The following is a 14918-nucleotide window of genomic DNA, read 5'->3' as shown; positions in this document are numbered from 1 at the left end:
TGCTGGGAAGTTCACCCGCATGGAGACCCCTGATGTCGGCATTCCGCCGCAGCTCGCCCGCCGGATGAGCATGGCGGAGCAGTACGAGTACCTGCACACCAAGGTCGTCCGGCGCCGCACCCTGGTGACGGCGGGCGCGGTGGCGGGCGGACTGCTGACCGGCTGCTCGGGGTCGGGGTCAGGGTCGACGCGGACGACGCCGAGCCCGACCGCCTCTCGCGCACCGGGTGCCGCCGTCGCCCCCTTCGGCCGCCATCTCGCGTTCGGCGCCGACCCGAAGACCCAGATGCGGATCTCCTGGCAGGTGCCCGCCGCGGTGCGCAGGCCGTACGTCCGGATCGGTGTCCGCCCCGACGACCTGGGCCGCAGGATCGAGGCCGAGGTACGCGCCCTGCACACACCTGAGGTGCAGGGCGTGCGCGCGGCGGCCGAGCAGTACTACGTGCACGCCGCCCTGGACGCCCTCCTGCCCGGCACGACGTACTACTACGGCGTCGGTCACGACGGTTTCGACCCGGCCTCGCCCGAACACCGTTCCACCATCGGCTCGTTCCGCACGGCACCGGCGAAGGCGCGGTCGTTCGTCTTCACCGCCTTCGGCGACCAGGGCGTCGGCGAGGCCGCGGCCCTCAACGACAAGCTGCTGCTGCGCCAGAAGCCCGCCTTCCACCTCCACGCCGGCGACATCTGCTATGCCAACCCCACCGGACGGGGCAAGGACTCGGACGCGTACGACCCCACGCACTGGGACCTGTTCATGAAGCAGACCGAGCCGGTGGCGAAGTCGGTGCCGTGGATGGTGACGACCGGCAACCACGACATGGAGGCCTGGTACTCCCCCGACGGCTACGGCGGCCAACTCGCCCGCTTCTCCCTGCCGGACAGCGGCTTCGACCCGCGCAGGGCGCCGGGCGTGTACGCGTTCACCTACGGCAACGTCGGTGTCGTGGCGCTGGATGCGAACGACGTGTCGTACGAGATCCCCGCCAACCTGGGCCACACGGACGGCCGGCAGACCGAGTGGCTGGACAGGAAGCTCGGCGAGCTGCGCAAGGCCGTGGACTTCGTGGTCGTCTTCTTCCACCACTGTGCGTACTCCACGTCCTCGCACGCCTCCGACGGAGGGGTGCGCGCGGAGTGGGTGCCGCTGTTCACCCGGCACGAGGTGGATCTGGTGATCAACGGGCACAACCACGTCTACGAGCGGACCGACGCGGTCAGGGACGGCCGGGTGGGCAAGCCGGTGCCGATCGGCGCGTCGACGGATCCGAGGCGGGACGGGATCGTGTACGTCACGGCGGGCGGCGGCGGCAAGGACCTGTACGGCTTTCCGGCGGGCGTGAAGGAGAGTTACGAGGGTCAGGTCGCCGACGAGGACTCCGTGACCACCTTCCAGTGGACCAGGTCGCGGCGCGCGAAGGCGGAGACGGTGGAGTGGTCGCGGGTGCGGTACCGGGGCTTCTCGTTCCTCTCCGTGGAGGCGGAGGCGGGTACGGCTCCGAAGCTGAAGGTGTCGGCGCTCGCGTCGAGCGGTGAGCGCATCGACCATTTCGAGGTGCGGCGCGGAGGGTAGCGGTCCGCGCCGCACCCCGGCGGGTGCGGCTCCCGGTCTGTGGGGCCGGTCCTTCAGTGGCCGGTCTCGCCGCCGTTGTCGCGGCGGTCGAGGGCGCGCTGGAGGGCGGCGGCGGCGTTCTTGCGGTCGGACTCGCTCATGCGGGAGGCGTGGCGGACTCGGCGGCGGACGGTCGTCTCGGCCATGGGAAATCGACTCCTTCGAGAATCCTGGAGTGCGGCAGGGGTCTACGAGACGCCGGGTGGGGCGGGGAGCGGTGCCGCAGGGGTTGCCTGCACGGGGCCCGGCTCACGACCGCCATTCGCTGGATCGAGCGAGACGTTCGGCTCCTACAAAGCTAAGCGAGGACGGAGCGTCTGTCTCCACAATTACTTGGGCTTCCTACTATCTGAGACGGTGGAGTACGTCACACGGCCGTGAGCTGGGCTTTCCCGCCCTTCGCGGTCAGAGCACGTCACCGTCCCGCCAGTCGAACAGCAGCTCGTGCGCGGGGTCGAGCGGGCCCGCGAGCGCCGGGCGTACGTACGTGCTCCCCTCCTCCTCGGAGAGGTGGACGACACCGTCCGGGCCGAGTGCGCAGATCCGCCCGCCCCAGAGCTGCCAGCCGCGGGCCTCGTAGAGCCGGGCGCCCTCGTCGCTCGCCGAGAGCGCACCGAGGTCGTAGACACCGTCGACGACCCGCTCCAGCGCGGCCATCACCTGACTGCCCAGGCCAGTACGGCGGACATCGGGCCGTACGCCGACGTTCTCCACGTACCCGACCCGCAGCCATCGGTCCCGGTGCCGTACGCGCCGCATGATCACCGCGCCATGCGCGGCGAGGCCGGCGTCGTCGTGGACGAGGGCGTGCATGCCGCCGAGGCCGTGCTCCCAGTCCTCGTCGGTGAAGTCACCGTCGAAGGCGGCGTCGAGGAGGGCGCGGGCGGCACGGAGGCCGGCGGGGGTCAGGTCGGCGGTGTGGGCGGTGTGGGCGATCACCGGGCCAGTATCACCGCGAAATCCGGTACCTCGCCCCGCCCCGCTCCCATTACCTTGGCGCGATGCCCGAACTACGCACGGACCGGCTGCTGCTCCGCGGCTGGCGCGAGTCCGATCTGGCCCCTTGGGCCGCGATGAACGCCGACCCCGAGGTCCGCCGGTACTTCCCCGATGTCCTCCCCAAGGAGCGGACCGACGCGGCCGTGGCCCGCTTCCAGGCCGACCTGGAGCGCCGGGGCTGGGGCTTCTGGGCGGTCGAGGTCCTGGACACCGGGGAGTTCATCGGTTTCACCGGCCTGGACCCCGTGGAGGACGGCCAGCCCTTCACCGGTGTGGAGGCCGGCTGGCGGCTGGCCCGCCCGGCCTGGGGCCACGGCTACGCCACGGAGGCGGCCCGCGCGGTACTGGACTTCGGTTTCGAGCAGCTCGCCCTGCCGGAGATCCTCGCCGTCACCACGGCCACCAACCTCCGCTCCCAGGCCGTGATGCGCCGCCTCGGCATGACCCACGACCCGGCCGACGACTTCGACGACCCGGACGTCCCCGAGGGGCCGCTCCGGCGCTGCGTGGTGTACCGCCTTCAGGCGTGCCGCAGCCAGACGTTGGGCTCCTGATACACGCCCAGGTCGGCGGACCGGTCGACACGCAGCGGACTCAGGCCGCCCGGGATCACGTACTCACCCGACTCGGGGAGGATCAGGCCGGTCCACCGCTCCCACTCGGCGACCGTGCCGGTCATCGTCTGTGAGGCGGGCGCCGCCGCCAGGATCTCGGCGCCCAGTCGCTCGTGGGTCCGGATCCAGGGATCGAGCGCCGTCCCGTCCGGGCGACGCCACGTCATGAACCGCTCGATCGGCGTCAGCGGATACCGCTCCTTCGTCGTCGGCCGCACCGGCGCCACGACCCGCGCCAGCCCGGCATCCCGCGCGGCCTCGCGCAACGCCGTCAGGGTCCGGCCTGCCAGCCCGCGCCCCTTGAGCGCGGGGTGACGACCGCGCCGCAGATCACCAACGTGTCGGGAACCACGCCCTGTTCGCGCCCCTCGACGGCCCGGACCAGGGCATCGGTGTATCCGGTCGGGAGGCTGGCGACGAGTCCGTCCCAGCGGATCGGCACCCCCCAGCCGCCCGCCACCGCTCCCTTCGCGTCCGCGTCATGGACGCCAGTCTGCATGGAAACCGCCCCCGTTCCGGAGGGGGGTTCCGGAGCGGGGGCGGAGTTCACGGTGCCGCGTGGGTGTCAGCCCATGTGCGGGTAGGTGTAGTCGGTCGGCGGGACCAGCGTCTCCTTGATGGCGCGGGTCAGGGTCCAGCGCATCAGGTTCTGCGGGGCGCCGGCCTTGTCGTTGGTGCCGGACGCGCGGCCGCCGCCGAAGGGCTGCTGGCCGACGACGGCGCCGGTCGACTTGTCGTTGATGTAGAAGTTGCCGGCCGCGTAGCGGAGCTTGTCCATCGTGTACGCCGCCGCCGCGCGGTCGCCCGCGATGACCGAACCGGTCAGCGCGTAGTCGGACACCGACTCCATCTGGGTCAGCATCTCCTCGTACTTGTCGTCCTCGTAGACGTGCACGGCGAGGATCGGGCCGAAGTACTCGGTGGTGAAGACCTCGTTCTCCGGGTCGGTGCACTCGATGACCGTCGGGCGGACGAAGTAGCCGACCGAGTCGTCGTAGGAGCCGCCCGCGACGATCGTGCAGGCCTGGTCCGACTTGGCGCGGTCGATCGCGGCCTTGTTCTTGGCGAAGGCGCGCTCGTCGATGACGGCGCCCATGAAGTTGGAGAGGTCGGTGACGTCACCCATGGTGAGGTAGTCGACCTCGGCGGCGAACTCCTCCTTGAAGCCGGAGTTCCAGATCGACGCCGGGACGTACGCCCGGGAGGTGGCGGAGCACTTCTGGCCCTGGTACTCGAAGGCACCCCGGGTCAGCGCCGTCTTCAGGACCGCGCGGTCGGCCGACGGGTGGGCGACCAGGAAGTCCTTGCCGCCGGTCTCGCCGACGATGCGCGGGTAGGAGCGGTATTTCTCGATGTTGGCGCCGACCGTCTTCCACAGGTACTGGAAGGTCTTGGTCGAGCCGGTGAAGTGGATGCCGGCGAGGTCGCGGTGCTCGAGCGCGACCTTGGAGACCTCGATGCCGTCGCCGGTGACGAGGTTGATCACGCCCTTGGGCAGACCGGCCTCCTCCAGCAGCTGCATCAGCAGCACGGCGGCATGGGTCTGGGTCGGGGACGGCTTCCAGACGACGACGTTGCCCATGAGAGCCGGGGCCGTCGGCAGGTTGCCCGCGATCGCCGAGAAGTTGAACGGCGTGATCGCGTAGACGAAGCCCTCCAGCGGGCGGTGGTCGAGCCGGTTCCACACGCCCGGCGAGTTGGCCGGGGGCTGCTCGGCCAGGATCTGGCGGGCGTAGGCGACGTTGAAGCGCCAGAAGTCGATCAGCTCGCAGGGAGTGTCGATCTCGGCCTGCTGGGCGGTCTTGGACTGGCCCAGCATGGTGGAGGCGGCCAGCGTCTCGCGCCACGGGCCGGCCAGCAGCTCGGCGGCGCGCAGGATGATCGCGGCGCGGTCGTCGAAGGACATCGCACGCCAGGCCGGCGCGGCGGCGAGGGCCGCGTCGATGGCGTCCTGCGCGTCCTGCTGGGTGGCGTTGCGGTACGTGCCGAGGACGGCCTTGTGGTTGTGCGGCTGGACGACCTGGAAGGCCTCGCCGCCGCCCATCCGCTTCTCACCGCCGATGGTGCAGGGCAGGTCGATGGGGTTCTCGGCCAGCTCCTTGAGCTTGACCTCCAGCCGGGCACGCTCGGGCGAGCCGGGCGCGTAGCCGTGCACCGGCTCGTTGACGGGGGTGGGGACCTGGGTCACAGCGTCCATGGGTTCCGTAACTCCTTACTGAGCGGTGTGTGCGGGTGTCAGCCCTTGGTGACCAGCGAGCGGGCGAAGAAGCGCAGGTTCGCCGGCTTCTCCGCCAGGCGCCGCATGAAATAGCCGTACCAGTCGGTGCCGTAGGCCGTGTAGACCCGCATGCGGTGTCCCTCGGCGACCAACCGCAGGTGCTCCTCGCTGCGGATGCCGTACAGCATCTGGAACTCGTACTCGTCGAGCTTGCGCCCGGCGCGCCGGGCGAGCTCCTGGGCGATGGAGATCAGGCGCGGGTCGTGGGACCCGATCATCGGGTACCCCTCCCCCTCCATCAGCGTCCGCAGAACACGGACGTACGCCTTGTCGATCTCGTGCTTCTGCTGGTAGGCGACCTCGGCGGGCTCCTTGTAGGCGCCCTTGACGAGGCGGACGCGGCTGCCGTTCGCGGCGAGGCGGCGGGCGTCGGCCTCGGTGCGGAAGAGGTAGGCCTGGATGACGCAGCCGGTCTGCGGGAAGTCCCTGCGCAGCTCCTCGTGGATGGCGAACATCGAGTCGAGGGTGGTGTGGTCCTCCGCGTCCAGGGTGACCGTGGTGCCGATCTCGGCGGCGGCCTCGACGACCGGGCGGACGTTGGCGAGCGCGAGCTCGTGCCCGCCGTCCAGCGCCTGGCCGAACATCGACAGCTTCACCGACATCTCGACCTTCTCGCCGAGCTCCAGCGGCTTGAGCCGGTCGACCAGCTCCAGATAGGCGTCGCGTGCGGCGGCGGCCTGTTCGCGGGTGGTGATGTCCTCGCCGACGACGTCCATGGTCAGCTCGAGGCCCTGGGCGCTGAGGTCCTGAACGATCGGGACGATGTCGTCCACCGTCTCGCCGGGGATGAAACGGTCGACGACCTGTTTCGTCACCGGGGCCGCCGAGATCAGGCGTCGCATCCGGTCGCTGCGCGACGCGGCGAGAATCACGGGACCCAGCACGGGGCACCTCCAGGAAACAACCAACACAAGGCCGATACCCGACCATTCGGGTACGGCACGGAGAACCACCGTGAAACCTAAGGATCCCTCCGATCGTCGGCCATCGACAGCTGTCACGCATCCGTGCCACAGATCTCAGACAGATGTATGAAGGCTGCCGGGAAATGCGGCAGAATGCCCGGGTGACGTCGGGTTACGAGGGTGACTACCAGGAGCTGGTCGACGAGATCTCCGAGCTCCTGGGCGCCCCCGCGACCCTGGAGAACCGCGACTTCGAGCTGATCGCCTTCGGCGCCTACGACAGCGAGGGCGACCTCGACGCGTCGGCCCTGGACCCGGTGCGCGCCCGCTCGATCCTGACCCGGCGCTCCACGGCGGCCGTCCGGACGTGGTTCGAGGGCTTCGGTATCACCCGGGCCACGGGACCGGTCCGTATCCCGCCCACTCCGGAGGCCGGGGTGTACCGGGGGCGGATCTGTCTGCCGGTACGCCATCGGGGCGTGGTGCTGGGCTACGTCTGGCTGCTCGACAGCGAGCCGGGGCCCACCGACGCACAGCTGGCCGCCGCCATGGAGGTGACCGGCCGGATCGGGGCCCTGCTCGCGGACGAGGCGCAGGCCGGGGCGGATCTGACCCGGGAGTTCCGTACGGCCCTCACGACGGAGCGCGGCTGGCAGCGCGACATGGCGGTGGCGGCGTTGCGGACGGCTCTGGGTCCGCGCGGTGAGGGCCTCCACGCCCTGGTGTGCGTCGCTCCCTGGCCGTCGGCCGACCCGGACCACGCGCCGTCGGCCCGTGCGGTGCCGCACACGACGGCCCTGTGCACGGTGCCGTGGGGTACGACGGGGCAGAGCCTGGCGGTGCTGGTGCGGCTGCGCTCGACGGACGTCCGCTCGCCGGCCCTGACGGCGGCGTCCCGGCTGCTGCGGGAGGGGGCGCGGGCCGGCGTCGGTGAGCCGCTCACCGGCCTCGCCGAGCTGGGCACCGCCTGGCAGCAGGCCTCGGCCGCGGCCCGCGCCGCGCTGGCCGAGCCCCGTCTGGGCCCGGTGGCCGAGTGGTCCGGCATCGGCCCGTACCGCGTGCTGACCACGCTCCCCCCGGACGCGGCCCACGACCCCGCGGTGGCCCCGCTGCTCGCCCCGGCCCACCGCGAACTGGCCCGCACCGCCGAGGTCTTTCTCGACCGCGCGGGCCAGGCCGGCCGCACGGCCGCCGAGCTGGGCGTCCACCGTCAGACGCTGTACTACCGCCTGTCCCGGGTCGAGCAGTTGACCGGCCTGGACCTGGACGACGGCGAGGACCGGCTGCTGCTGCACATGGCACTCAAAGGCGCTCGGCTCTGACCCACGGAAGCACACGGCTCCGCCGGCCGAAGCATGCTCGACGAGCGTGATCCACAATATTTGAAAACGATTGTCATCGTGCTACGGTCGTCGAACGCTCAACCTTTGCCCTTGCGCTTACCCGGAGTGTTCTCGTGCGCCTCCCTGCCCGCTTCCTGTCCCTCACTGCGGTCACCGCGGCCTCCACCCTGCTCACCGGCTGCTTCGCGGCCACCGGTTCCGGCTCGGGCACCGCCGAGGGCAAGCGCATCCGCGTCGCTCATATGCAGCCGCCGCGCTCGGGCCTCTCGCCGCTCTCCGACGACGCGTTCAAGCTGTCGCGTTGGTCCACCGCCGAGACCCTGGTGAAGCTGGACGCGGAGGGCGACGCCCGGCCCTCCCTCGCCACCGAGTGGACGCAGTCCGGCCGCAGCTGGACGTTCACGATCCAGGACGGCGTCACCTTCCACGACGGCACGGAGCTCACCGCCGAGGCCGTCGTCAACTCCCTCACCGAGGCGGCCACCGCCTCCCCCAAGCCGCGCATCCTCGACGGCGTCGAGCTGACCGCGAAGGCCGACGGGGAGAACAAGGTCACCGTCACCACGGCCACCGAGGACCCGCTCGTCCCGCAGCGGCTCAGCTCGCCCCAGCTGTCGATCCTCGCGGCGAAGGCGTACCGGGGGAAGACCGTCAACCCCGTCGGCGCCGGCACCGGCCCCTTCGAGCTGACGAAAGTCAACGGCACCTCCTCCGCCGCCCTCGACCGTTACGACGACTACTGGGGGCAGAAGGCCAAGGCCCCCGGCATCGATGTGACGTTCGTGCCGGACGGCACCGCCCGCGCGGCGGCCCTGCGCAGCGGGGAGGCCGACATCGTCGAGGCGATACCCGTCTCACAGGCCGCGGTGCTCGACCAGGACCTGATCGCGGAGGTCCCGATGCCGCGCACCAACACCCTGTATCTCAACACCGGGAAGGGCGTCTTCAAGGACGCCTCGCTGCGTGCCGCCGCCCGCGAGGCGATCGACGCGGAGTCGATCGTGAAGGGCGTGTACGAGGGGCGCGCCGACGTCGCCGAGGGGCTGCTCGGCCCGGCGCTGCCGTGGGCGGCCGGCCTGCGGACCGGTATCGGGCGGGCCGAGCCCGGGAAGGCGGACGGCGAGACCATCACCGTCGGCACCTTCACCGACCGCGCCGAGCTGCCCGAGGTCGCGGCGGCGCTGCAACAGCAGCTCCAGAAGGCCGGGTTCAAGGTGAAGCTGGACGTCCGCGAGTACGCCAACATCGAGTCCGACGCGCTCGCGGGCGAGTTCGACGCGTTCATCCTGTCCCGGGCGACGGTCCTCGACTCCGGCGACCCGGCCGCGTACCTCTACAGCGACTTCGCCTCCGACGGCTCCTTCAACATCTCCCGACTCGCCGACTCCTCCGTGGACAAGGCGCTGAAGAACGCGGGCGAGACCGCCGTCGGCGACGCGCGCCGCAAGGCCGTCATCGAGGCCGAGGCCGCCGTGCTCGGCACCGATGCGGCGATCCCGCTGCTGCACGAGCGCGTGATCCAGGGCGACGCCGCCGGGGTCGTCGGCGCCGCGCACGACCCGCGTGAGCGGGAGCTGGTCACGGCGGACACGTACGTCAAGTGAAGCCCACCGTCGCGGGGTCGGCCCGCGCCCTGTGTCTCCTCGCCGTGGTGGCCGCCGTCGGCCTGCTGCCCTGGCTCTCCGGCAAGGATCCCGCGCTGACGGTCCTGCGTGCCCGCTCCGCCGAGCAGGAGCCGACCGAGGAGGCCCTGGACGCCGTACGGCGGGACCTCGGTCTGGACGCCGGTCCCCTCTCCCTGCTGGGGAAGTGGGCCGGCGACCTGCTGCGCGGTGACCTCGGCACCTCCTGGGTGTCGGGCACGGACGTCCTGCCGTCGGTCACGGCCGGGCTCCAGGTGTCGCTGGCCCTGATGGGTGTGGCGCTCGCGGTGGCCGTGCTGCTGGCCGCCGCCCTGGTGGCGCCGGTGCTGGTACGCGGCCGGGGGTCGGCCGGCGGGTTCGCCGCGATGCTGGCCGCCGTACCCGAGTTCCTGCTGGCCACCGTCGCGCTGCTGGTGTGCGGGGTGTGGCTGGGGTGGCTGCCGACGTCCGGCTGGCAGGGGCCGGAGAACATGGTCCTGCCCGCGATCGCGCTCGGCGTCCCGGCGGGCGGCCTGCTCGGCCGGCTGGTGGCCGACGCGCTGCCCGCCGTGCTCGACGAGCGGTGGGTGGAGCTGTGGCGGGGTGCGGGGGTCGGCCGTGCGCGGATCTCGGGGGCGGCGCTGCGGCGCGTACTGCCGCCGCTGGTACCGCAGTTCGGGATGGCGGCCGTCGGGCTGACCGGCGGCGCGGTCGCGGTGGAGGCGGTGTTCGCGGTGCCCGGCATCGGCCGTACCGCACTCGGCGCGGCCAAGTCGCAGGATCTGCCGCTGCTTCAGGGCTCGGTCCTCGCCCTGCTGCTCCTCGGCCTGGTCACGGGCGTGCTGGCGGCGCTGGTCCGGCGTCAGCTGCTGGGCCCGGCCCTGCGCGACGCCGGTCTGGCGCTGCCCCCGGACCGGCCGGTCCGTACCCACCCGGTGATCCCGTCGGCCCTGTTCATCGTCCTCGCCGTGACCATCGGCTGGGGCCTGCTGCGCGACCCGTACGCCGTGCACACCACCGCCCGCCTGGCCGCCCCCTCCTGGGCGCACCCTCTCGGCACCGACGGTCTCGGCCGGGACGTCCTCGCCCGGCTCGGACACGGGGCCGCCTCGACCGTCGGCACGGCGGCGGCCGTCTGTCTCCTCGGCCTGCTGATCGCGCTGGCCCTCGGTTTCCTGCCGGGCGTGGCGTCCGGCGCCGCCGACATCGCCAACGCCCTGCCTCCGGTGATCGTCGGCATCCTGGTCGCGGCGGTCGTGGGCCCCGGCACCGGCGGTGCCGCCCTCGCGGTCACCCTGCTGTCCTGGCCTGCGTTGTCCGCGCATGCGGCGGCGCTGGTGCAGGAGGTGCGGGCGTCGGCGTTCCTGACCGCCCAGCGGGCCATCGGCGCAACGCCGTGGTGGATCCTCACCCGGCATGTGCTTCCGTCCGTCGCCGGACCCGTCGCCCGGCATACGCTGCTGCGGCTGCCCGGTATCGCCCTCGCGCTGGCCTCCCTGGGCTTTCTGGGCCTGGGCGCCCAGCCGCCCGCTCCCGAGTGGGGCCTGCTGCTCGACGAGTCCCGCGCCTACCTGGAACGCGCCCCGTGGGCCGCCCTCGCCCCGGCCGTCGCGCTGGCACTGCTGGCGGCGCTGACGGTGTCGGGAGCGGCGTACACGAGCGGGCGCAGCCGCGTGCGGAAAGCCGCCCCTGCCCTGAAGGAGGTGCCCGTTGCCGTCTGACGTGCTGCTCTCGGTGCGCGATCTGCGGATCGCCTTCGACGGTGTCGAGGCCGTACGCGGCCTGTCCTTCGACGTCCGCCCCCGCGAAGTGCTCGCCGTGGTCGGCGAGTCCGGGGCGGGCAAGTCCCTGACCGCCCGTGCGCTGCTGGGAATGGTGCCGCGGGGCGCGAGCGTCGGCGGGACGATACGGCCGGACCTCTCGGCGCAGCGTGGCCGCCGTATCGCCCTGGTCCCGCAGGACGCCCTGTCCGCGCTCTCCCCCGTGCACCCGGTGGGCGACCAACTCGCCGCCGCCGTACGGTCGGTGCAGCGCGTCTCCCGCAGACAGGCCCGGGCCCGGGCGGTCGCCGAACTGGACCGGGTGGGCATCCCGGACGCCGCCCGCACGGCACGGGCGTATCCGCACGAGTACTCCGGCGGCATGCGGCAACGGGCGGTCATCGCGATGGCGACGATCAACGAGCCCGATGTCGTGGTCGCCGACGAACCGACCAGCGCGCTGGACGCGGAGCGCCAGGAGCAGGTGCTGCGGGTGCTCGGCGAGCGGCGCGAGGCGGTCGGCGCCGCGCTCGTCCTGGTCACCCACGACATGGACGTCGTACGGGACCACGCGGACCGGGTGCTGGTGATGTACGCCGGACGCGCGGTGGAAGCCGGCCGGGTGCAGGATGTGCTGTCCCGGCCCCGGGCCCCGTACACGGCGGGCCTGCTGGCCTCGCTCCCGCAGAACGCGCGCGGCCTGCGCCGCCTGCCCGCGCTCCCCGGCACCCCGCCCGCGCCGGGCGCGCTCCCGGCGGGCTGCGCGTTCGCCCCGCGCTGCCCGCTGGCCGCCGACCGCTGCCGGCACGAGGAGCCGGAGCCCCGCCCGCTGGACGACCGGCTGGTGGCCTGCCACCGCGCGGACGACGTCCCGCACCCCGCGATCGACCTGTTCCAGGAGAAGCAGCCCGCATGAGCCCTCTGCTCGAGGTCCGCGAACTCGTGGTCCGCTACGGCGACTTCACGGCCGTGGACGGTGTCTCCTTCATCCTGGACGCGGGCGAGACCCTCGCCCTGAACGGCCCCTCCGGCTGCGGCAAGTCCTCCACGGCCATGGCCGTACTCCAGCTGCGCCGCCCGGACGCCGGCGAAGTCCGTTTCGAGGGCCGGGAGTTGACATCGCTGACCGAACGCGAGCTGCGCCCGCTGCGCCCGCGTATGCAGCCTGTCTTCCAGGACCCGTACGGGTCGTTGAGCCCGCGCCACCGCATCCGCGACGCCGTGGCCGAACCGCTGAAGGTCCAGGGCCGCTGGACCGCCATCGACGGTCCCGCCCGGGTCACCGAACTCCTCGACCGCGTCGGCCTCGACCCGTCGTACGGCGACCGGCACCCGCACGAGCTCTCCGGCGGCCAGTGCCAGCGCGCCGGCATCGCCCGCGCCCTGGCCTCCGAGCCACGCCTGCTGGTCCTCGACGAGCCGGTCTCCGCCCTGGACCCGTCCGTCCGCGCCGGTGTGCTGAACCTGCTCGCCGACCTCCAGGACGACCTCGGTCTCGGCTACCTGTTCATCTGCCACGACCGGGCGGTCGTACGGCATTTCGCGGACCGGGTGCTGGAGATGCGGGACGGGCGGATCAGCTGCGCCTGACGCCCTCGATCACCCGGCGCAGCCCTTCCGTCAGCTGCTCGGCCTCGGGCGCGCTCTTCGGATCGAAGGTCCACTGCGCCATGAGGCCCATCATCAGGGTCAGGTAGAAGGAGCCGAGGGTGTCGACGGTCTCCTCCGAGAGGTCCTCCTCGCGCCCGCCGTGGAAGATCGTGACGATACCGCGCGCGCCCTCCCGCTGGGCCCGCGCCAGGTGCTCTCGCACTTCGGGCAGTTGGTCGCCCATGACCGCGATCTCCATGCTGAGCCGCCACAGCGAGCCGGGGTCCCGCATGGTTCCGATGATGTTCGACCACACCTCGGCGAAGCGGTCGAGCGAGCCGGGCTCGCCTCGGAGCTCTCCCTCGGCGCCCACAAAGGCGTCGGACATCCCTTCCACCATCTCGACGTACGCCTGTGCCAGCAGCGCGTCCTTCGAGCCGTAGTGGTAGCCGATCGACGCCAGGTTGGTCCCCGACTCCTTGACGATGTCACGCGCCGTCGTGCGCACGAAGCCCTTGGCGAGCAGGCAGCGCTTGGCGCCTTCGAGCAGATCCTCACGGTGTCCCATGCGACCAGCGTATCGCTGCCCTGTACGACCGTCTTAAACAAACGTAATAGACAGGCGTTTAAGACGGCCGTACAGTCAAGGCCATGACGACGAACCCGAACCCTCCGGTGCGCGCCGGCCGCCGCGAATGGACGGCCCTGGGCGTGCTGATGCTTCCGCTCCTGCTGGTCTCGATGGACGTCTCCGTCCTCTACTTCGCGATCCCCGCGATCAGCGCGGACCTGGAGCCCACCGGCACCCAACAGCTGTGGATCTTCGACATCTACGCCTTCGTCCTGGCCGGCCTGCTGATGACGATGGGCTCGCTCGGCGACCGCATCGGCCACCGCAGGCTCCTGCTGATCGGCGCCGCCGCCTTCGGCACCGCCTCGCTGGTGGCCGCGTACGCGAACAGCGCCGAGATGCTGATCGCGGCCCGTGCGGTCCTCGGCATCGGCGGCGCGACCCTGATGCCGTCGACGATGGCCATGCTCCGCACGATGTTCACCGACCCCGCGCAGCGCGCGAAGGCGATCGGCATGTGGTCCGGCGTGATGACGGCCGGGATCGCGCTCGGCTCGGTGATGAGCGGGGTGCTGGTCGAGTACTTCTGGTGGGGCTCGGTCTTCCTGGTCAACCTGCCCGCGATGGCGCTGCTGCTGGCCCTGGGCCCGGCACTGCTCCCCGAGTCGAAGAACCCTTCGTCCGGCCGTTTCGACTGGCTGAGCGTGCCGCTGTCGATGGCCGCCGTGCTCCCCGTGATCTACGGCCTGAAGGAGATCCCGTCGAACGGCTGGAACGTCCGCTACGTCGTCGCGATCACCGTCGGCCTGCTGTTCGCGACCCTCTTCGTCCACCGTCAGCGCACGGCCGCGGCACCGATGATCTCCCCGGCCCTGTTCCGCGGACGGGGCTTCGCGCCCTCGGTCGGCCTCAACCTCCTGTCCGCATTCGGGGTGATGGGTTCGGCCTACTTCACCACGCAGTACATCCAGTCCGTGCTCGACAAGAGCGCGCTGGAGGCGGCCTTGTGGGCGCTGCTGCCGTCGGTGCCGATCGGGGCGGCGGCGCCGATCGCGACCCAGTTGGTACAGAAGGGCGTCAACCGCGCCCACGTCGTCACCGCGGGCTTTGTGATCACCGCGTCCGGTTTCGGGCTGCTGGCCCTCGCCGGTACGGACTCGATGGTGCTCGTGCTGGTCGCGTGCGGAGTCCTCGCCGTCGGGAGCGTCACGGTGATGTCCCAGATCATGGACCTCGCGATGGGCACCGCCCCGGTGGAGCGCGCGGGCGCCGCGTCCTCCCTGATGGAGACCGGCGCCGAGTTCGGCGGAGCGCTCGGCATGGCGGTCCTCGGCTCCATCGGTACGGCGATCTACCAGCACGAGATCCCCGCGTCGGCACCGGACGCGGCTCACGAGACGCTGGGGGGCGCGTTGGCGATCGCCGATCAGGTCCCGGGACTGGCTGCGGTCGCGCGAGAGGCGTTCACCAGCGGGATGCAGGGGGCGGCGATCGCGGGGGCGCTGCTGCTGGCGGGGGCGGCGGGGCTGGCGGCGGTCACGCTGCGCCAGGTGCGGACACACGAAAACGCCGGACAGGCTGACCAACTCAGCCCGTCCGGCGTTTGAGGACAAGGCCCGTTCAG

The 14918-nt window shown here is 71.9% G+C and carries 15 protein-coding genes; 8 read left to right on the top strand and 7 right to left on the bottom strand.

All coding sequences use genetic code 11. The features are described from left to right. Positions 1-19 precede the first annotated feature (19 nt). Positions 20-1573, top strand: a complete 1554-nt coding sequence (locus ACFV7R_RS18675; RefSeq protein WP_385264548.1) for a purple acid phosphatase family protein — start codon at positions 20-22, stop codon at positions 1571-1573. Between the two features lie 53 nt (positions 1574-1626). On the opposite strand, the gene ACFV7R_RS18670 is transcribed toward ACFV7R_RS18675, so the two are convergent. Both ACFV7R_RS18670 and ACFV7R_RS18665 read right to left on the bottom strand, forming a co-directional pair. Then, positions 1627-1758 carry a hypothetical protein gene (locus ACFV7R_RS18670; protein ID WP_129800410.1) on the bottom strand — a complete coding sequence of 44 codons (132 nt, stop codon included), beginning with the start codon at positions 1756-1758 and terminating at the stop codon, positions 1627-1629. A 259-nt stretch (positions 1759-2017) separates the two neighbouring features. Next, positions 2018-2551: a GNAT family N-acetyltransferase gene (locus tag ACFV7R_RS18665; RefSeq protein WP_385264546.1), complete on the bottom strand. Its 534-nt coding sequence runs from the start codon at positions 2549-2551 to the stop codon at positions 2018-2020. A 62-nt stretch (positions 2552-2613) separates the two neighbouring features. Here ACFV7R_RS18665 and ACFV7R_RS18660 point away from each other — a divergent pair, with 62 nt between their 5' ends. Then, entirely contained in the window at positions 2614-3165 is a 552-nt protein-coding gene (locus ACFV7R_RS18660) for a GNAT family N-acetyltransferase (RefSeq protein ID WP_385264545.1), read from the top strand. On the opposite strand, the gene ACFV7R_RS18655 is transcribed toward ACFV7R_RS18660, so the two are convergent. The 4 genes from ACFV7R_RS18655 to ACFV7R_RS18640 all read right to left on the bottom strand — a co-directional run bounded on the left by ACFV7R_RS18655 (position 3132) and on the right by ACFV7R_RS18640 (position 6387). Beyond that, entirely contained in the window at positions 3132-3491 is a 360-nt protein-coding gene (locus tag ACFV7R_RS18655; RefSeq protein WP_385264543.1) for a hypothetical protein, read from the bottom strand. The genes ACFV7R_RS18660 and ACFV7R_RS18655 overlap by 34 nt on opposite strands. Positions 3492-3496: 5 nt before the next feature. Beyond that, positions 3497-3724: a hypothetical protein gene (locus tag ACFV7R_RS18650; RefSeq protein WP_385264541.1), complete on the bottom strand. Its 228-nt coding sequence runs from the start codon at positions 3722-3724 to the stop codon at positions 3497-3499. Positions 3725-3790: 66 nt separating this feature from the next. Further along, positions 3791-5422, bottom strand: coding sequence for an L-glutamate gamma-semialdehyde dehydrogenase (pruA, locus tag ACFV7R_RS18645; RefSeq protein WP_385264539.1), 1632 nt, complete (start codon positions 5420-5422; stop codon positions 3791-3793). A 38-nt stretch (positions 5423-5460) separates the two neighbouring features. Next, positions 5461-6387 carry a proline dehydrogenase family protein gene (locus ACFV7R_RS18640; protein ID WP_385264537.1) on the bottom strand — a complete coding sequence of 309 codons (927 nt, stop codon included), beginning with the start codon at positions 6385-6387 and terminating at the stop codon, positions 5461-5463. A gap of 164 nt (positions 6388-6551) precedes the next feature. Between ACFV7R_RS18640 and ACFV7R_RS18635 the strand changes: the two genes are divergently transcribed. The 5 genes from ACFV7R_RS18635 (at position 6552) to ACFV7R_RS18615 (ending at position 12723) form a co-directional block, all read left to right on the top strand. Next, complete coding sequence (locus ACFV7R_RS18635; RefSeq protein ID WP_385264536.1) at positions 6552-7730, top strand: PucR family transcriptional regulator; 1179 nt, start codon at positions 6552-6554, stop codon at positions 7728-7730. 134 nt (positions 7731-7864) lie between these two features. Continuing rightward, positions 7865-9355, top strand: coding sequence for an ABC transporter substrate-binding protein (locus tag ACFV7R_RS18630; protein WP_385264534.1), 1491 nt, complete (start codon positions 7865-7867; stop codon positions 9353-9355). After that, positions 9352-11094 (top strand): ABC transporter permease subunit, encoded by a 1743-nt coding sequence (locus ACFV7R_RS18625; RefSeq protein WP_385264532.1) that lies wholly within the window; start codon positions 9352-9354, stop codon positions 11092-11094. Before ACFV7R_RS18630 ends, ACFV7R_RS18625 begins: the two co-directional genes overlap by 4 nt. Continuing rightward, positions 11084-12049 carry an ABC transporter ATP-binding protein gene (locus ACFV7R_RS18620; RefSeq protein ID WP_385264531.1) on the top strand — a complete coding sequence of 322 codons (966 nt, stop codon included), beginning with the start codon at positions 11084-11086 and terminating at the stop codon, positions 12047-12049. Before ACFV7R_RS18625 ends, ACFV7R_RS18620 begins: the two co-directional genes overlap by 11 nt. Then, entirely contained in the window at positions 12046-12723 is a 678-nt protein-coding gene (locus ACFV7R_RS18615) for an ATP-binding cassette domain-containing protein (protein WP_385264530.1), read from the top strand. The genes ACFV7R_RS18620 and ACFV7R_RS18615 overlap by 4 nt, the downstream gene beginning before the upstream one ends. Here the strand turns inward: ACFV7R_RS18615 and ACFV7R_RS18610 are convergent. Then, entirely contained in the window at positions 12710-13291 is a 582-nt protein-coding gene (locus tag ACFV7R_RS18610) for a TetR/AcrR family transcriptional regulator (RefSeq protein ID WP_385264528.1), read from the bottom strand. The genes ACFV7R_RS18615 and ACFV7R_RS18610 overlap by 14 nt on opposite strands. An 83-nt stretch (positions 13292-13374) precedes the next feature. On the opposite strand from ACFV7R_RS18610, the gene ACFV7R_RS18605 reads away from it, so the two are divergent. Further along, on the top strand, positions 13375-14901 hold the full coding sequence (locus ACFV7R_RS18605) for an MFS transporter (RefSeq protein WP_385264526.1): 1527 nt from the start codon (positions 13375-13377) through the stop codon (positions 14899-14901). Positions 14902-14918 lie beyond the last annotated feature (17 nt).

The sequence above is a fragment of the Streptomyces sp. NPDC059866 genome, from assembly GCF_042731325.1.
Taxonomy (GTDB): Bacteria; Actinomycetota; Actinomycetes; order Streptomycetales; family Streptomycetaceae; genus Streptomyces; species Streptomyces flavusporus.
This window is presented reverse-complemented; position numbering and strand designations above follow the sequence as displayed.